Annotated in this window: 18 protein-coding genes; 9 read left to right on the top strand and 9 right to left on the bottom strand. The window is 56.9% G+C overall.

The genetic code is table 11. From position 1 onward, the window contains the following. The first annotated feature begins 52 nt into the window (after positions 1–52). The 5 genes from GA0071314_RS03195 (at position 53) to GA0071314_RS03175 (ending at position 4,656) form a co-directional block, all read left to right on the top strand. Complete coding sequence (locus GA0071314_RS03195; RefSeq protein WP_074395288.1) at positions 53–301, top strand: YfhL family 4Fe-4S dicluster ferredoxin; 249 nt, start codon at positions 53–55, stop codon at positions 299–301. 9 nt (positions 302–310) lie between these two features. Next, on the top strand, positions 311–1,600 hold the full coding sequence (locus GA0071314_RS03190; RefSeq protein WP_074395287.1) for an MATE family efflux transporter: 1,290 nt from the start codon (positions 311–313) through the stop codon (positions 1,598–1,600). Between the two features lie 96 nt (positions 1,601–1,696). Continuing rightward, positions 1,697–3,007: a short-chain fatty acid transporter gene (locus GA0071314_RS03185; RefSeq protein ID WP_074395286.1), complete on the top strand. Its 1,311-nt coding sequence runs from the start codon at positions 1,697–1,699 to the stop codon at positions 3,005–3,007. A 77-nt stretch (positions 3,008–3,084) separates the two neighbouring features. Next, positions 3,085–3,606, top strand: a complete 522-nt coding sequence (locus GA0071314_RS03180) for an acyl-CoA thioesterase (RefSeq protein WP_074395285.1) — start codon at positions 3,085–3,087, stop codon at positions 3,604–3,606. 45 nt (positions 3,607–3,651) lie between these two features. Beyond that, positions 3,652–4,656 carry a hypothetical protein gene (locus GA0071314_RS03175; RefSeq protein WP_074395284.1) on the top strand — a complete coding sequence of 335 codons (1,005 nt, stop codon included), beginning with the start codon at positions 3,652–3,654 and terminating at the stop codon, positions 4,654–4,656. Position 4,657: 1 nt separating this feature from the next. Here GA0071314_RS03175 and GA0071314_RS03170 read toward each other — a convergent pair whose 3' ends face one another. Beyond that, on the bottom strand, positions 4,658–6,052 hold the full coding sequence (locus GA0071314_RS03170; RefSeq protein ID WP_074395283.1) for an aminotransferase-like domain-containing protein: 1,395 nt from the start codon (positions 6,050–6,052) through the stop codon (positions 4,658–4,660). Positions 6,053–6,149: 97 nt separating this feature from the next. Between GA0071314_RS03170 and GA0071314_RS03165 the strand changes: the two genes are divergently transcribed. After that, positions 6,150–6,755, top strand: a complete 606-nt coding sequence (locus GA0071314_RS03165) for a LysE family translocator (protein WP_074395282.1) — start codon at positions 6,150–6,152, stop codon at positions 6,753–6,755. On the opposite strand, the gene GA0071314_RS03160 is transcribed toward GA0071314_RS03165, so the two are convergent. Together GA0071314_RS03160 and GA0071314_RS03155 are read right to left on the bottom strand one after the other, a co-directional pair. Further along, entirely contained in the window at positions 6,752–7,108 is a 357-nt protein-coding gene (locus GA0071314_RS03160) for an I78 family peptidase inhibitor (RefSeq protein WP_074395281.1), read from the bottom strand. The genes GA0071314_RS03165 and GA0071314_RS03160 overlap by 4 nt on opposite strands. 86 nt (positions 7,109–7,194) lie before the next feature. Beyond that, positions 7,195–7,326 carry an entericidin A/B family lipoprotein gene (locus GA0071314_RS03155; RefSeq protein WP_074395280.1) on the bottom strand — a complete coding sequence of 44 codons (132 nt, stop codon included), beginning with the start codon at positions 7,324–7,326 and terminating at the stop codon, positions 7,195–7,197. 145 nt (positions 7,327–7,471) lie between these two features. Here GA0071314_RS03155 and GA0071314_RS03150 point away from each other — a divergent pair, with 145 nt between their 5' ends. Next, positions 7,472–7,888, top strand: a complete 417-nt coding sequence (locus GA0071314_RS03150; protein WP_074395279.1) for an HIT family protein — start codon at positions 7,472–7,474, stop codon at positions 7,886–7,888. Between the two features lie 4 nt (positions 7,889–7,892). Here the strand turns inward: GA0071314_RS03150 and GA0071314_RS03145 are convergent, their stop codons facing one another. The 4 genes from GA0071314_RS03145 to GA0071314_RS03130 all read right to left on the bottom strand — a co-directional run bounded on the left by GA0071314_RS03145 (position 7,893) and on the right by GA0071314_RS03130 (position 10,427). Further along, positions 7,893–8,819, bottom strand: coding sequence for a nickel/cobalt transporter (locus GA0071314_RS03145; protein ID WP_231896503.1), 927 nt, complete (start codon positions 8,817–8,819; stop codon positions 7,893–7,895). Between the two features lie 38 nt (positions 8,820–8,857). After that, positions 8,858–9,448 (bottom strand): DUF1007 family protein, encoded by a 591-nt coding sequence (locus GA0071314_RS03140; RefSeq protein WP_231896502.1) that lies wholly within the window; start codon positions 9,446–9,448, stop codon positions 8,858–8,860. Positions 9,449–9,525: 77 nt separating this feature from the next. Continuing rightward, complete coding sequence (locus tag GA0071314_RS03135; RefSeq protein WP_074395277.1) at positions 9,526–9,885, bottom strand: hypothetical protein; 360 nt, start codon at positions 9,883–9,885, stop codon at positions 9,526–9,528. Beyond that, positions 9,882–10,427 carry a hypothetical protein gene (locus tag GA0071314_RS03130; protein WP_074395276.1) on the bottom strand — a complete coding sequence of 182 codons (546 nt, stop codon included), beginning with the start codon at positions 10,425–10,427 and terminating at the stop codon, positions 9,882–9,884. The genes GA0071314_RS03135 and GA0071314_RS03130 overlap by 4 nt, the downstream gene beginning before the upstream one ends. Before the next feature lie 92 nt (positions 10,428–10,519). On the opposite strand from GA0071314_RS03130, the gene GA0071314_RS03125 reads away from it, so the two are divergent. After that, positions 10,520–11,656 (top strand): glycerate kinase, encoded by a 1,137-nt coding sequence (locus GA0071314_RS03125; RefSeq protein WP_074395275.1) that lies wholly within the window; start codon positions 10,520–10,522, stop codon positions 11,654–11,656. Between the two features lie 162 nt (positions 11,657–11,818). Next, positions 11,819–12,295: a Dps family protein gene (locus GA0071314_RS03120; RefSeq protein ID WP_074395274.1), complete on the top strand. Its 477-nt coding sequence runs from the start codon at positions 11,819–11,821 to the stop codon at positions 12,293–12,295. A gap of 74 nt (positions 12,296–12,369) precedes the next feature. On the opposite strand, the gene GA0071314_RS03115 is transcribed toward GA0071314_RS03120, so the two are convergent. Beyond that, positions 12,370–13,833, bottom strand: a complete 1,464-nt coding sequence (locus tag GA0071314_RS03115; RefSeq protein ID WP_074395273.1) for an aminoacyl-histidine dipeptidase — start codon at positions 13,831–13,833, stop codon at positions 12,370–12,372. Between the two features lie 32 nt (positions 13,834–13,865). After that, positions 13,866–16,043, bottom strand: a complete 2,178-nt coding sequence (locus tag GA0071314_RS03110; RefSeq protein ID WP_074395272.1) for a tRNA(Met) cytidine acetyltransferase TmcA — start codon at positions 16,041–16,043, stop codon at positions 13,866–13,868. Positions 16,044–16,306: the final 263 nt, after the last annotated feature.

Genomic DNA, 16,306 nt, shown 5'->3' with positions numbered 1-16,306 from the left:
TGGCTGGCGCATTGCGGCATCCAATCGACCCGTTATTCGCGAGGTACTCCCCATGGCCTTAATGATTACCGACGAGTGCATTAACTGTGACGTCTGCGAACCCGAATGCCCCAACGACGCCATCTCGCCGGGCGAAGAAATTTATGTGATCGACCCAAACCTATGCACCGAATGTGTCGGCCACTTTGACGAACCCCAATGCCAACAGGTTTGCCCAGTCGACTGCATTCCGCTCGACCCAGAACGGCCTGAAACGCACGACCAATTGATGAAGAAGTACCGTATCATCACAGCCGCATAGGCTACCTAAGTGCGTATATGGCAGCTCGCCTGGCCCATCATCATCTCCAACATCACTGTTCCGCTACTTGGACTGGTGGATACAGCCGTGGTGGGTCATCTACCTGACTCCCGCTATCTAGCCGCCGTGACTCTCGGTGCAACGCTGTTTAGCTTCCTTTATTGGGGGTTCGGTTTTCTACGCATGGGCACCACCGGTTTAGTCGCCCAGGCAGTAGGCCGAGAAAGCGACAGCGACGTGCGCAATCTACTCGGCCAATCGCTAATCATGGCTGTCGTTATCGGCAGTCTGTTAATTATCTTCGCATCACCCATTATCTCCCTCGGGCTATGGCTACTCGACGGCAGCGAGGCCGCCACCTTGCTGGCGAGGAGCTACGCCGAAATACGTCTTTGGTCAGCCCCCGCCGTTTTGGCCAATTACACTATTTTGGGCTGGTTCCTCGGCCAACAAAACGCCCGCGTCACGTTGATGATTCTGGTACTGACCAATAGCGTCAATATCGTACTGGATGTCTGGTTCGTAATGGGCCTGGGCCTGACGAGCGATGGAGTGGCGTGGGCCAGTGTGATTGCCGACTATTGCGCCCTGGGGTTTGGTGGCTATCTTGTATTGCGCCAGTTAGGCACGCTTAAGGGCCATTTCCTGCGTAGCCGGCTGTGGGTACTTTCCGCCTATAAGGCGTTATTTAACGTTAACGCTAACCTGTTTATTCGCACGCTCGGGCTGCTATTTGCCATGGCGTTTTTTACCGCACAGGGCGCACGCCAGGGTGATACAGCGCTCGCGGCCAACGCCGTACTACTGCAATTTATCATGCTGACCAGCTATGCCCTGGACGGTTTTGCCCATGCCGCGGAGTCCTTGGTGGGGCGTGCCTATGGGCGTCACGACTGGCAAGCGTTCGCTGCCACGGTGCGAGCGGCAGCACGCTTTTCATGGTGGACCGCCGCTAGCGCTGCATTATTGTTTGCACTGGGTGGCAATGTGCTAATTGCGCTACTCACTGGCCTTGAAGAGGTGCGAGCCACCGCGGCGACTTACTTACCCTGGATGGTGGCAATGCCGCTAATTGCCGTATGGAGCTATTTGCTGGACGGCGTGTTTATCGGTACGACATCCATTACCGCCATGCGAAACAGCATCTTTATTGGCCTGGCGGTTTATTTGCCCACCTGGTGGCTAACTCAGGGGCTTGGCAACCACGGCTTGTGGCTCGCCTTTACAGCATTTACCTGCGTCCGTTCAGCAGTTTTAATAGGTTATTATCGTCACTATCGCCATACCCGCTGGCGTTAATCAAGCGCATGTCAAATCCACTTATTAAAGTGAAAAAGATCCTCTGGCCCCGTATATTAGCGGTGCACTTCCTAATAATGAAAATGTGAGCCTGCCATGCTGAAAATGATATCCAAACCGGCAGTGAAGATGGTCGAACGCTATCTTCCCGACCCGTATATTTTTGTACTGTTGCTTACCCTCATTGCGGCTGCCGCAGCGATTGCCATCGAGCGCCAAACACCGCTGGCAGTGCTGCGCTTTTGGGGCGACGGTTTTTGGGGATTACTCACCTTCTCCATGCAGATGCTGTTGGTACTGGTGACCGGCTTTATGCTGGCCAGCTCGCCACCGGTCAAACGTCTGTTGCAACGGCTCGCCAGTACCGCAAAAAGCCCCGGCGGCGCGATCATACTGGTGACCCTGGTGTCGCTAACGGCGAGCTGGATCAACTGGGGCTTCGGCCTGGTGGTCGGCGCACTATTTGCCAAGGAGCTGGCGCGCTTAGTGCGGGTCGATTACCGCCTGCTGGTCGCCAGTGCCTACTCCGGCTTTGTCGTCTGGCACGGGGGGCTTGCGGGCTCGATTCCGCTTACCATTGCTACCGAAGGCCACTTTGCTGCCGATGATATAGGCGTTATCGGTACCGGTTCGACGGTATTTGCGTTTTTTAACCTAGCGATCGTCGCGTGCTTGTTTATCTCCACTCCGCTGGTTAACCGGCTAATGATGCCGGACGAAAAAGACAGCGTTTATGTCGACACCAAGCTGCTGGACGATGAGCCAGAGGCCAAAGGCCGCATTACCCGCCCCGCTGAGAAACTAGAAAACAGCACCTCGCTGGCATGGCTGGTGGGCATTCCAGGGCTGCTATTTCTGGCTGATCATTTCCTGCTGCGTGGCGGCAGCTTGAACCTGAACATCGTTAACTTCTTGTTCCTATTCCTCGCCATTGTGCTTCACCGCACCCCGCGAAATCTGCTCACTAGCTTGCAAGAAGCCATCAAAGGTGGCGCTGGCATCGTTATCCAGTTCCCATTTTATGCCGGCATTATGGCGATCATGGTCGAGTCGGGCCTAGCGCAGAGCATGTCAGAGTGGCTGATATCGTTTGCTACCGAGACGTCGCTGCCTTTCTGGTCGTTCATCAGCGCCGGGATCGTCAACCTGTTTGTGCCTTCAGGTGGTGGCCAGTGGGCCGTTCAAGCGCCGGTCATGCTACCCGCGGCGGAAGCACTGGGGGCGGATATTTCACGCGTTGCCATGGCCGTTGCCTGGGGCGATGCCTGGACCAATCTGCTACAGCCGTTCTGGGCACTGCCCGTACTGGCCATTGCTGGCTTAAAAGCCAAGGACATTATGGGCTTTTGTTTGATTCAGCTGTTTATTACCGGCGTCATCATTTCGGTTGGCTTAGTGTGGTTTTAAACCCTAGGAAGATGTCAGCGCCTGCCTCCGTGGCAGGCGCGGTCCGTATAACGTAACGACCTAAAGGCACAGAGCCCATGTCGGATACCTCTATAACCGCGCTGCCCGGTCAGCACGAACTGTCCATGACCGTCTTAATGACGCCTGACATGGCAAATTTCAGTGGAAAAGTCCACGGCGGTGCGATTCTTAAAAAACTCGACGAGGTCGCCTACGCCTGCGCCAGTCGCTATTCTGGCCATTACGTAGTGACACTGTCGGTCGACCAAGTGCTCTTCAAACAGCCCATTCACGTTGGCGAACTGGTAACTTTTTTGGCCAGCGTCAATCACGTGGGCCGTTCGTCGATGGAAATTGGCATCAAGGTTGTCGCTGAAGATATCCGCGATAAACTGATTCGCCACACCAATAGCTGCTACCTCACCATGGTCGCTGTGGATGCCGAAGGAAACCCCGCCAGCGTTCCGCCGCTTTCCTTGGCAACGCCATTGCAACAGCTACGCTTTGAGAAAGCCGCCTTACGCAAAAAAATGCGTAAGCAAGCCGAGCATGAAGAGCTGTTGACCCAACAGCAGCATCAATCACAAACACCGCCTTGATCCTGTCTCGCGCGACACCGCCACACTAAAGCCAAAGGAGTTGCCATGCCGGTCAGGGAGCGTCACCACAACCTTCCCAAAGGCGTTGAGTACGCGCATATCGGCTGGGACTTTTTCATTCTGGCCGCCGTGGTCATCAACCTTGGTTTGTTATTGTTTGATTCGCTGTTTTTACTGGCGCCCGTCAACCAGGGAATTGAGGCGATATCACCGGGCTTTCATAGCGCCTACGATACAACCATTCACAGCCGCTTTATTACCATTGATCTGTATTTTGTCGGCATTTTTATCGCCGATGTGTTGCTGGGATGGGCCGTGGCGGTCGCCGAGCGTCGCTACCATCGCTGGTTTTTCTACCCCTTTGTGCATTGGTACGACGTACTGGGCTGCATTCCGCTAAGTGGACTTCGCTGGCTACGCATTCTGCGGGTCATATCATTGCTGCATCGCCTTCATCGCTTACGCCTTATCAACGTCAAACGCTGGTCGGCATACCAGTTTTTGGGCAAATATTACGATATCCTATTGGAAGAGCTCTCCGACCGTATCGCCCTGCGCCTGTTGGGCAACGTTCAGCAGCAGATCCGTTCCAGCGATTCGTTGACCGAAAGGGTGATTGACCGCGTCGTCATGCCCCGCAAACAGCAACTTATTCAGGAAATTGCCCAGCGATTGGAGACCTCGGTGGGCACTGCCTACCAACACAACCGACACGCCATCATGGCGGCGATTAGCGATTTGGTCAGCCGTACGCTGCGTGAAAGCCCCGAAATTCAACGGCTGCGACGCCTGCCCATGGGCGACCCTGCTGCCAGCGCCATGGAAGCCTCATTAAGCGGCGTTGCCCAACGGCTAGTGGATGAAGTCGCCCTGTCGATTCATTCACCCGAGTTTCAACGGCTTGTTGAAGGCGCGGCGGAGAATGGCTTTGATAGCTGGCTGACGCCTGATGAAGGCAGTGACCGGGTCACCGAGCAGGTGCTTTACGACGTCTTGGAATTACTCAAAGAACAGGTCAACCGCCAACGCTGGAAGGATCGCTATGAATAATTCACAACGTCGCGGGGGCTAACGGCCGCTCGGTTAGGGAGGCAGCAACGATACTCAATGCCTGAACGAGCTCGCTGCGATCCGCGGCGGCCCCAATGCAGAGACGAATCGCTTGAGGCGCTGGCGTGCTGCCTACACAAAAGGGCTCTGCGCTGCTTACCTTAACGCCCCGCTGCAGTAGCCGGTCGCATAGCTCTACGGCTCGACTCCCCTCTGGCAGCGTCAACCAGACATTACTGCTATGTGAACGACCGCTGAGGGTAAACCCTTGCAGCCATTCGGCAGCCAACCGCTGACGCTCTACCAGCTCTTGGGTTTGCCAGGCGAGTAGCTTTTCAGCCTCGGACTGGTTAATCCAGTGGCAAACTACGTCAACCATTAGCGGCGGCACCATCCAACTTTGGGCACGTAGGCCTGTCGCGAGCCGCTCGTGCAAAGGTTTAGGTGCACGCAGCACGCCAATTCGCAGCCCACCCGCCAGTACTTTAGCGGTACTAAACACAAATAGCGTGCGCTCCGGCGCAAGTTTATAAAGAGGCGTACCACGCTGCTCAGCGGGCAGATACTGCACGCCATCTTCAAGCAGCCAAATATCGTAGCGCCTCGCCAGCGCTACTAAACGTTCGCGACGCGATTCGCTTAAACACGCACCGGTAGGGTTGTTCTGTTCCGGGGTCAGGTAAATCGCTCTGGGCGGCTGCCGGGCACACTGCGCCTCAAGCAGATCCATACGCATACCCTCGCTGTCTTGACCAATGCCTACCAACTTAAGATGGCCCTGCTGCGCTGCGCTGATCGCACCGGGGTAGGTCAAGGCATCGGCGGCCAGCAGCTCGCCCGGCCGCAGCAGAGTGCTGAGTGCCAGGCTAATGCCGTGCTGGCCGCCCTGGGTGATAAGCAGTTCATCGGCCATCAATGGCATACCTAAGGTATTTAACCAGCGAGCGAGCACCTCGCGATGCTCACGGCGCCCCTGGGCTCCTTGGTAGGTAACGCCGCGCGCTAATGCCGCTCCGGACTGGCTTAAGGCGAGCAGCGCTTCACTTAAAAGCGCCTGGCGTAGCGGATGGGGAGGCGGCAGGCTAAGGCTTAAATCGATCACACCTGCCGAGTCATCGGCAGGAAATGTCAGGCTAAAAGCACTGTCTTGGGTTTGGCTCTTTACATAGGTGCCGCTACCCACCCGTGCCGACACCCAGCCATTGCGTTCAGCCTCAGCGTACCCCCGGGTAACCGTGCCGATGGTCACACCTAGCGCATCCGCTAAACGGCGCTGGGGCGGCAAACGCTCCCCAGGCAGTAGCTCTCCTGTCTGAACAGCAGCCTCAATGGCGCTGGCAATAGCACGGTAGCGTGAACCAGAAAACTCAGCCAGTGAAGGCACCCAGATTGTCATGGTGACAATAAAACCTTTGACGTTAATTTAAACCCCATTATGCTAACAATAGTGCCTTAAACGCAATCTTTCACCCTTAATTGTATGGATACAATAAATGAACAGCGAATGGGTAATCCTCGGTCCGGCTGCGCTCTATATGATGTCGATGACGCTTACCCCTGGGCCGAATAACGTTATGCTCACCGCCTCGGGTGCTAACTTTGGCTTCAAGCGCACCATGCCGCATATGTGGGGGATTTTAGGCGGCTGCTTTTTGCTGTTTGCGGGCATAGCTTTAGGCTTGGGCGTGCTGTTTGAGCGCTACCCGGCAGTTCAAACAGCCCTACGTTGGATCGGCAGCGCCTATCTGCTCTACTTGGCATGGAAAATTGCCAGCGCCCCGCCGCCGGATCTTCACGGCACAGCACAGGGCAAACCATTAACATTCTGGCAAGCGGCCATGTTTCAGTTCGCCAACCCCAAAGCGTGGGTGATGGGGCTGGCGCTAATGGCCGGCTTTTTACCTGAAAGCGGTCAACCGGTGATTAACGCGCTGGTGCTGGCGAGCTTTGCCGAAATGGTGGCACTGCCTTGTATAGCCCTATGGGCCGCCTTTGGCACCGCAATAGGTCAATGGATTAAAAGCGATGGCGCTTGGCGCGCGTTTAATATCACGATGGGGCTTCTCACGGCAGCCTGTGTGGTGCTTATTCTCGGCTAGCCGCAGCTAACCTCCTCGATCGCATCGTTATCATTTAGATGGATATTGAGCCGTTCTGGCCGGTGGTCGAGTGTGGCGGCATCACCTGGGCGCAATACGCGAACTTTTTCAGCACCACTTTGACGCTTAAGCGCTTCTCTTGAGGTCTCGCTGAGAGGCGAGCCCACCGCAGACTGAATATCATCCAAACGGCAGGAATTACCGCCATCATCTGCGGCCTGAGTATCATCAACCTCCGGCGGCGGGGGTGCGCTCGGGGCTTCGCCACCAGCGCCTGGTGTTTGCGCGCACGCCACCACAAATAATGGCAAAACTGCAACAGCAATAAGCCGATAGAAAAGACGCCACATCATCCTTGAAACTCCCCTAAAACCGATGAAAAAGTAATTATAACGCAGCGGGCCGACGCTAATGGTCGGCCCGCTAAGTGCCGCTTTGCTTAGCTTGCGGCGTCTTGGACGGCTTCACCGCCCTCTTCTACATCCTGACCTGCACCACCGATGGTATTACAACCTGCCAGCGCGCCAGCCGACATCAAAAGAATAAAGCTCATTGCCAGTAGTTTTTTCATCCGTGTTCTCCTTAACATATACATTCACTATCGAGATGCTGCCACTCAGCATGTTTGAGCGAATAGCACTTTTAGCGTAACAGGCTTTTTAAGATAGTGCCTACTTTGAGCCGAACGCTAGGCACCCACAACAAAGGACGCTGCAATGACGACGTTTGTACTCGACGAACGCTTGGCTAACGATACACAGTTGCTGGCAGACTTGCCGCTTTGCCGGGCGCTATTGATGCTCGACGCGCGCTATCCTTGGGTGATTTTAGTCCCGCGCCGTGAAGCACTAAGCGAGATATTTGAGCTTACTGCTGACGAGCAGCAACAACTTTGGAAGGAAGCAAGCCAGTTAGGCGAGGCGATGAAAACCGCCTTTAACGGGGACAAACTCAATATCGCCACCCTGGGTAATGTAGTGAGCCAGCTACATGTGCACGTGGTCGTTCGCCGTCAAGATGACGATGTTTGGCCCGCCCCCGTGTGGGGCAATGGCGCTGCAGAGCCTTATTCACCCAGCCATCAGAGAGCTGTGCAAGCGCATCTTTTAGAACTGCTGGAAGCGCTTAGCTAGTCCACTAATCGCCCGTAAGAGGATTGCCTGACTGAGCGGGCGGTTCGCCCAACATGGGGTCGCCCAAGGGTTGAGCGGCTCCCGCTGCCCACAGCGATATACCTAGCACAACAATAATCAACCCGCCGGCGAGCGCGGCCCAGCCGGCCGCCCGCTGAGCACGCCGCTGCGTCGCACCCTGCCGTGCTAAACGCCGCTGCGCCCACCCTCGTGCAACGACGCTGGCCAGTGCAAGCATCGATACCGTTAGTCCTGTGCCCAGCGACATCGCCGCGACGGCGGCCACGCCCACGGCAAACTTACCTAATAAGCCCGCCGCGCCGAGCATAAGCACGGCCCCACTGCATGGCCGCATGCCGATGGCACCGACGGTCATCAGCGCCGTGCGCCAATCCAGCGACTGCTGAGGGCTTATATGGTGCCCACCGCAGCATGCGTGGTCGTGGTCGTGGTCGTTCACAGCATAAGCTCGCCGCAATTGGCCGATGGCTCGCCAGCACAACCATGCCCCCAGTGCAGCCACAAGCAAAAAGCTGGCGTATTCCACCCACACGACGCTGCCCATCGCTTGACGTGTCACCCAGCCAAGGCCGTAAACCAGTATGGCGACTAACGCGATGGCGGTTACCCCTTGAAGCAGCGCCGCGGCAAACGAGAGACCCAGTGCACGCCCTACGGCACCGCCGTGAGACATCAAAAACGTCGCCAGCACCGCTTTACCATGCCCAGGACCCGCCGCATGAAACACGCCGTAACCAAAGCTCACGCCGAGCAGTGCCGTCCAAGTTGCTATCGCCGACTGTTCAGACAGTGCTGTGAGTGTCAGGGTAAGCTCGCGGTGTAGCTCACGCTGCCAGCCAAGCAGGGTATAGCTTATCGACGTTAGGCCACCCTGCCACACCACGTAGCCGAGTACGGCGACCGCAAGCATTATGAGGCCCGCCAGACCCCACGGTATACGCCGAGATGTCATGGGCAAACCACTCGACCTGTTTCGGCGAAATAACGCCCTAAACCAGGCTCGCCGCTCTCATCCGCGTCCAAACGTGACGCCGCCATGACCCTTTCAGGGTCGGGGTCTGCGGGCAGCACGCTTAGCTCACACTGCGGCATCTTACGTAGCACAAGGGCATCGTCGCTAGGCTCGTCGCCTTCTGCTTCATGCACCACCTCAAGGTAATACGTCGGGTCATATACTTGATACGTTAGAGTGCTACCACTTAACGCTGGCGTGGATGAAAACGGCAGGATAAAAATAAACGTCAGACGGTCATCGCGTTGCATAGCGGTGTATTCCCTCACCTCTCCCAGCGGCAGACGCTCTCCTTCCACTCGCACTTCGGTAAAGTACCCCTGGCTTGCGAGATTATTACGTATTTCACCGCCCAACTGGTCGAGTCCCTCGTCCAGCGTTGCTCCTTCGACACGCTGCAGCTCGTCAAATACAACTAGACTGTAAAAAGGATCCATCTGCCAGGTTTGGTGCAGGCCGGTTACCCGGCCCTCATCATCGGTAAGGATACGAACGCTGATATCAATCCAGCCATGGGGGTGAGCCATGACGCTCGCGCTTGCCAGCAAGCTCAACGCACCGAAGATGCTGGCCCACTTAGGAGTCAACCAATGGTAAACGAACCTCACGGCGCCAACCCCAGCCGACCTTGAAGGGCCACTAACCAGGGGTCTAATCGGTTCGGCGGCAACGGCTGCCCGCCGCGCCATGCCGAGACGCTTACGTAGCTTTCACTGCCCACCTCACTCACGTCGAGCACTAGCCGGTAGCCCGGCCAGCGTGCCAATACGCCTTCGGCGCGCCTTAGCGATAAATCAGCATGACGCACGACATAGCCTTGCTCCAACATTAGGCCAACCGCCGCGCGAAAGGTTTTTTCAGGAGGGGCCTGATAGACCAGCTCGCGTGGCTCCGGGGTCGGCGTCACCGCGCAACCGCTAAGCATTATTAGCGCACCCAGCGCGATCCAGTGAATCCATCTCATGGTGAACGCTCTCCTGTGGCCGCATGCGCGTCGAGGGCATGCTGTAAACGCTGGCAGAACGCCTCAGTACTCGCGCTACGCCCCTCGCGTAAACTGCCGTATTGATCAAACCGGCGGATATCGCGCGACACCCGCATATGCTCGCGATCCCATAGCAACGATACCCGCTCTATCTCGGTAGGAGATTGGCCAAAGCCACCACTCAAGCCGACCCCGAGCCGCGTTCCACCGCCACCGCCCACACCACCAAACACACTCATTGAAGAGCGCGAACGATAATGCGGCGAGGCGTAAAGTTCAGAGTAGCCATACAACTCTTTCTCACGGCTGGCGCTCAATAGGCCTAACTGAGTATCGCTCGCGTCCAAGCTGAAGCCCCACTCCGTCAGCACATCGACACTGGCAGTTAAGGTTGAAGGATCTTCGATTGGGAAGTAGCACGACTCAGCCGGCGGTGGCTCGGCACTGGGCAGCGATGACGGAATGGCCTGGCATCCGCCAAGGGCGAGCATGCATATGAAACTAATAGGAGTTAACTTCATGACCGCTCCTTGGATTGAAGGATGATGCTGGTTTGCCAAAGCACTGCGCGCTAAGCTCAGCCTATAGACCATGTTCGACGAAGAGGGTGCCCATGCATATCCTATTTTGTCCCGATAGCTTTAAAGATGCACTGAGCGCCGAAAACGCAGCACTCGCTATGGCCCGAGGCGCAGCACGGGCCGCCCCTCACCTTCAGCCGCTCATCTGCCCGCTGGCAGATGGTGGAGAGGGCAGCCTTGACGCACTGATCGCAGCGACGGGTGCAGAACGCCGCCAACAAACGGTACAGGATGCCCTGGGGCGCCCACGCTTAGCTTCGTGGGGCTGGCTTGCTGACCAGCGTACCGCGTTTATTGAACTGGCAGAAGCCAGCGGCTTGCAACCGCTTGCCGATAACGAACGCGATGCCCGTTATACCTCTACTTATGGCGTAGGCCAACTGTTCCTTGCGGCACTCGATCAAGGCGCAGAAAAAGCACTGCTGCTGTTAGGTGGCAGCGCCACCAACGATGGTGGCGCTGGCATGCTTCAAGCGCTTGGCGCTCGCTTGCTCGACACCCATGGACAACCGCTGTCGCCCGGCGGAGCGGCACTCGCCGACTTGGCGTCACTATCGTTAGAGGGGCTGGATTCAAGGCTCCGACAGTTGGACGTTGAAGCCGCGGTGGATGTCGATAACCCGCTATTAGGCGATCGTGGGGCAAGCGCTGTTTTTGGCCCGCAAAAGGGCGCGACGCCCGCCCAAGTGAAACAGCTTGATCAAGCGCTGAGTCACTTTGCCGACATAACCGCCCAGGTGTTAGGTGATGATCACCGCGAGCTTCCCGGCGCGGGCGCTGCGGGCGGCATGGGCTTTGCCGCGCGGGCGTTTCTTAACGCCAGATTAAGGCCAGGCATTGAGATGCTGATGCAGCAAGCCGGCTTTGCCACCTTGCTCGACCGGGCGGACTTGGTGATTACCGGTGAGGGTCGCCTGGACGGCCAAAGCCTCGCTGGCAAAACCCCTATCGGCGTTGCGCGGGCGGCCGCGCAGCAACAAACACCGGTGATTGTATTAGCGGGCAGTCTGGGCGATGGCTGGGAAGCCTGCTTGCAGGAAGGCGTCACCGCCGCTTTTGCGCTTGTCGACGGCCCCATGACGTTAACCGAGGCGTTGCCGCGCACAGCAGAGCTGCTTGAAGCACGCTGTGAAAGCCTGATTCGACTATGGCAGGCGTCCTACCCTTGAAAAGCAGCGGCCTCGCCAGCATTGAATAAGTATCGGTTGATGGGTAATGGGCTGGCGCTATGGCTGCCATGCAAAAAGCTTGCTTTGCAGCGATACCGTCACCCCTTACCCTAATGACTAACATTAGTCGCCGCTTAGCGACGCCCATTAAGGAGGCAGGATATGTCCGATACTAACAGCATCGGCCTTCACGAAGGCAGTGCCAGCCAGTTGGCAGAAAAACTCAACCACCTGCTAGCCAACTATCAAATTTTTTACATGAACGTTCGCGGTTATCACTGGAATGTAAGGGGTAACGATTTTTTCGAACTGCATGCCAAATTCGAGGAGTTTTACACCGACCTACTCACCAAGGTTGATGAAGTTGCCGAGCGTATCCTCACCCTGGGCCATAATCCGGTTCATGCCTACAGCGACTACGTGAAGCTCTCTCGTATCCAGGAAGATAAGGATGTTCACGACGGCACTGCCTGCGTCAACGGCGTATTACGCGGCTATCAAGCGCTGATCGAACTCCAGCGCGAACTGCTATCCATCGCGTCAGACGCCGACGACGAGGGCACCGCATCGCAAGCAAGTGACTACATTCGCGAGCAGGAAAAAACCGTCTGGATGCTCAACGCTTATCTCAGCAAATAAGCCTGTTCCAGTAACCAAGTGTGGGAAATCACTGCATCAATACGCCAACGGCACCCAGAGGGTGCCGTTTTGAGTTAGGGTTTATTCGCTAGATCTTCCACCAGCGCACGCAACAAGCACCAAAACTCATCCACTGTTGCCAACTCAACCCGCTCGTCCGGGGAGTGCGCGCCGCGAATCGTCGGACCAAACGAAATCATATCGAGATGCGGGTACTTACTGCCTAGAATACCGCACTCAAGCCCTGCATGGATGACTTTCACCGCGGGGGCTTGCCCCAAGAGCGCCTGGTGGCAGACTTTAAAGCGCTTGAGCAGCGCGCCATCCGGATTGGGCGCCCAGCCGGGATAGGCATTTTCAACGTTGACCCGCGCGCCAATCAGTCCAAACAGTGCTTTAAAGCGGTCTGCCATAGCCGCCACGGCGCTGTCGTGTAGCGAACGCACCAGCGCACAGAGATGAAAACGCCCCGCTTCAAGGCTTACGACCCCAAGATTATTAGACGTCTCGACCACACCGGGCACGTCGGCGCTCATCCGCTCGACACCGCACGGAGCGGCATGCAACGCCGCGACCAGCATGGTGCTGGCGTCCAACGTAAGCGGCTCGGCGTTTGCAGGGCTAACCGGCTCAGCGACGAGCTGCAGACCTGCATCGCCACTGCCCAACTCACGCTGCAAGGTTTGCGCTAGTTGACTGACAATCCCCACTGCCTCCTGCTGCTCGTCAGCGGGCAGCGCGATGTCGGCAAAGGCTTCCCGGGGTATCGCGTTGCGTAATGTACCGCCCTGATAATTGAGCAGCCTGGCATCGACTTGCTCCAGCGCCCGCAGTACGCGCACCAACAGCCGATTAGCATTACCCAGCGGCTGATGAATATCCATGCCTGAATGGCCGCCCTTCAACCCCGTTAGCGACAGTTTTAGCACACACTCGTCAGTCCTCAGTTCGGCGGTGGGCAACTGTGCATTCACGACCACATCGGCCCCACCCGCACAGCCAATAAACACCTCGCCATGATCCTCGCTGTCCAGATTCAGCAGTTGCTTTCCTTCGAGCCAATCATCGGCCAAGTGCAGCGCACCGCCCATTGAACTTTCTTCCTCAAGCGTAAATAAAGCTTCCAGGGGACCATGTGTGAGTTCAGGGTCTTCAAGCAGCGCTAAAATCGCGGCTACCCCCAAGCCATTATCAGCCCCGAGCGTTGTGCCCTGGGCATGCAGCCAGCCATCGGCGACATAGGTCGCAATCGGATCCCGTTGAAAGTCATGCGCGTGCCCGGCATTGGCTTGGGCCACCATATCCAGATGGCCCTGCAAAATAAGCCCTGGGATATGACCATACCCTGGAGTAGCCGCCTTACACAGGCGTAAATTACCAAAGGCGTCACGATCATGGGCAATGCCCTGCGACTCGGCCCATTTCTCCAGCACGGCGACAAGGTGCGCCTCATGCCCGGATGGACGGGGAGTATTACACAGCGTACGAAAGTGCCGCCACACAAGCACAGGGCTAAGCGAGTCAAGATGTTCGTTCATGGGAACTCTTTATCATGGATAACCCATTTACTTTAACGGTCCACGGCGGTGGGGGAAAGCGGCCGTTGGGCCCTTAACGTTTTTACAACCTCCCGCAGAGCTCGTACGGAGTCGCCCGGCGCATCGGCTAGCGGTTGATTCTGGAAGGCCCAGGTGGCGAGTTGCTGGTGTGCTAGTTGACCCGCATCCGTTAGCGGCCAGCGACTCGCTTCGCGCGCCAAAGCCTGCAAGGACGCCCGAGCCAGTGCCGGCGCCCGGTATGCTGTCGCCACATCATCAATATCCTGCCACTCGACCTCGGTTAACGGCTTTTCAGGCAGTTCGTTAATCACCAAGCTCACAACCGCTGCGGGTAAACGCGACAGCTCAAAGGCGAGTAAGCTAGGCAGCAAGGCGGCAAACCGCTCGCGCAGAGTATTCAGCACCTTCTCTCCCTCCTGATTCAAGGCGCATGCCACCATGACCGCAAACTCGCCGCTTGACGCTTCACGTGTCACCCCTAGACGTACTGTGACGAACCCTAGGGCGCGCCAAAAACGTACCAGCCCGGCATCGGCACCAAAGGTCGCGCCATACAGCATAATGCCCTGATGGGCGGCTTGGCGTTGATCATCGCGCAGTAGCGCTCGTCCTAATCCTTGACGACGATGGCTTGGGTGGCAGGCAATCCGCGCTACACGCCGCCAGCGTGCCGTCAATGCCTCACGGCAGCCTGAATGCGCCGCCAGCGACTGCGCCATCAAATGCCCTTGGGGCCGACGCTCACCGCGCGCAACCTGTTCGGCAAGCGCTGGCGCAAAACCGCCCTCTTCCCGGGTCACCAGCACCGCCTGTGGTTGAGAGCGTTGACCAACAACGCGCAATCCCATGTCGGGGCCATCCAGCAACTGGCGTAAGTCGCTTGGGGTAGTGCGATAATGAGACTGCACTAAAAGACCAAACAGTTGAGCAAGCTCTCCCTCGTGCTGGGCCAGCATCTCCCTGCTCACTTCCTGCGATGAAGGCAATGCCGGTAACACTGTACTTGCTGCTGGCAACGGGGCTTTCAACAACAATAGTTGATTAAGCGTTGCTTCTAGGGGGTCCTCTGCCTGCCAACGTACCGGCGTGTTAAGCGTTATCGCCTTCCAATCCGGCGTCTGAGCATCCAGCACGTGACGAAAGCGCAATGCGAACCCCCGCCCCGAACCTTCGTAGCCGTGCACGGTGGTCGCAAAGGCAATTCTTGGAAAGGCCGCCAACCACTGCGTCAATAACGCCGGCGGAAGCGCAGCGGCTTCATCGACCATTAAATAGCTGCCATCGCCGCCTAAGATGCCGGCTTTTACCTGCTCGCTAAGCGCATCGGGCTTCATGAACAGAAGCTCTGCTCCGTTGGCGAGAACAAATCGATCAGTGGCGATACGTTGCCCGTCTGGACACAGGGCCGCTACTCGCGCAAACATGCTGTCCACTGCGGCTAGGCCCGGCGCGGTGACAACCACCCGCGATGTTTTCGTCTGCAATAATCGGGCACAGGCTATGCCCAACGCTGCGCTTTTACCTCGCCCCCGATCGGCTGTCATCACCAAAGGCCGACGACGTTTAAGACTCACCAAGGCGCTAACGGCGGCCGCTTGATCCCTGGTAATGCACTCTGTATCTAAAGGAGTTTCAAAGGCTTGCGGAGCGGCGCGAAGCCGACCAAGCCTTGGGAAGGTATCGGGGGCCCAGTGAATAATATCCGCCGATGTGGCCAGTTGATTGGCAAGGCGTGCTAGGTAATGAGACGAAAGCGCTGACCACTGCCAGGGGTAATCAGCAATACGAGCGTAGTCAGGATCAGGCTGCTGCCCCCAGCCTTGGGGTGTTATCAGCACCAATAGCCCGCCTGCTGCCAACGTTCCCCCTATTGCACCCAGCGCATCAGGATTGAAGCCACCAGCGGCAGAGTGAGCATCAACAACCACAAGCTGATGCTCAGAGCCTAACCGGGTAGTGGACCGACCAGCTTTGAGCGCAGGAGTGACAGGGGCACCTTCGGCCACCCACAAGGGCGAGCACCAAGATTGCGCCTGCCACAGTGCGACAGCAAGCGCTTGGCAACGCTCTGTATCGCCCTGTAGCCAGACAAGCTGACGCCAGCGCCGCCTCGCTAATCGCTCTGCATGCCGAACCAGCAGCGCGATTGATCGTGACACCACTTCAGTGTCATTAAATAAAGGCGGCATAAAGTCTCCTCAATAGGCAAACAGCTTACAACTTTGGTTGCACTTAAGCGCCCCTTTCAACGTTTTTCACACTTAGAAGCCTTCGCCACCGGCGCTATAAAAAACGCTAACAAAATGTTTTTTATGAGAAAAATAATGTTTCAACAAGCATTTTTTGACCCTCGATTTAGCCAATCACTGATATTGCATTGCAATGGCCTGAGTGTGCTAATTTAACCATGCAGGGCAACATACCCCTTTACGTAAACGTAACGCATGCCAAC

This window comes from Halomonas sp. HL-93 (assembly GCF_900086985.1).
Taxonomy (GTDB): Bacteria; Pseudomonadota; Gammaproteobacteria; order Pseudomonadales; family Halomonadaceae; genus Vreelandella.
Note: the sequence above shows the minus strand (reverse complement) of the source record. Positions and strands in the feature narration are given on the sequence as shown.

What these genes read in the sequence shown, in the direction of transcription:
- GA0071314_RS03175 (WP_074395284.1), top strand. Translation starts at nt 3,652, where the DNA reads ATGCCGGTCAGGGAGCGTCACCACAACCTTCCCAAAGGCGTTGAGTAC.
- GA0071314_RS03140 (WP_231896502.1), bottom strand. Translation starts at nt 9,448, where the DNA reads ATGGCTCACCCCCATGGCTGGATTGATATCAGCGTTCGTATCCTTACC.
- GA0071314_RS03195 (WP_074395288.1), top strand. Translation starts at nt 53, where the DNA reads ATGGCCTTAATGATTACCGACGAGTGCATTAACTGTGACGTCTGCGAA.
- GA0071314_RS03165 (WP_074395282.1), top strand. Translation starts at nt 6,150, where the DNA reads ATGAACAGCGAATGGGTAATCCTCGGTCCGGCTGCGCTCTATATGATG.
- GA0071314_RS03170 (WP_074395283.1), bottom strand. Translation starts at nt 6,052, where the DNA reads ATGACAATCTGGGTGCCTTCACTGGCTGAGTTTTCTGGTTCACGCTAC.
- GA0071314_RS03185 (WP_074395286.1), top strand. Translation starts at nt 1,697, where the DNA reads ATGCTGAAAATGATATCCAAACCGGCAGTGAAGATGGTCGAACGCTAT.
- GA0071314_RS03110 (WP_074395272.1), bottom strand. Translation starts at nt 16,043, where the DNA reads ATGCCGCCTTTATTTAATGACACTGAAGTGGTGTCACGATCAATCGCG.
- GA0071314_RS03180 (WP_074395285.1), top strand. Translation starts at nt 3,085, where the DNA reads ATGTCGGATACCTCTATAACCGCGCTGCCCGGTCAGCACGAACTGTCC.
- GA0071314_RS03115 (WP_074395273.1), bottom strand. Translation starts at nt 13,833, where the DNA reads ATGAACGAACATCTTGACTCGCTTAGCCCTGTGCTTGTGTGGCGGCAC.
- GA0071314_RS03155 (WP_074395280.1), bottom strand. Translation starts at nt 7,326, where the DNA reads ATGAAAAAACTACTGGCAATGAGCTTTATTCTTTTGATGTCGGCTGGC.
- GA0071314_RS03145 (WP_231896503.1), bottom strand. Translation starts at nt 8,819, where the DNA reads ATGCTTGCGGTCGCCGTACTCGGCTACGTGGTGTGGCAGGGTGGCCTA.
- GA0071314_RS03120 (WP_074395274.1), top strand. Translation starts at nt 11,819, where the DNA reads ATGTCCGATACTAACAGCATCGGCCTTCACGAAGGCAGTGCCAGCCAG.
- GA0071314_RS03135 (WP_074395277.1), bottom strand. Translation starts at nt 9,885, where the DNA reads ATGAGATGGATTCACTGGATCGCGCTGGGTGCGCTAATAATGCTTAGC.
- GA0071314_RS03125 (WP_074395275.1), top strand. Translation starts at nt 10,520, where the DNA reads ATGCATATCCTATTTTGTCCCGATAGCTTTAAAGATGCACTGAGCGCC.
- GA0071314_RS03160 (WP_074395281.1), bottom strand. Translation starts at nt 7,108, where the DNA reads ATGATGTGGCGTCTTTTCTATCGGCTTATTGCTGTTGCAGTTTTGCCA.
- GA0071314_RS03150 (WP_074395279.1), top strand. Translation starts at nt 7,472, where the DNA reads ATGACGACGTTTGTACTCGACGAACGCTTGGCTAACGATACACAGTTG.
- GA0071314_RS03130 (WP_074395276.1), bottom strand. Translation starts at nt 10,427, where the DNA reads ATGAAGTTAACTCCTATTAGTTTCATATGCATGCTCGCCCTTGGCGGA.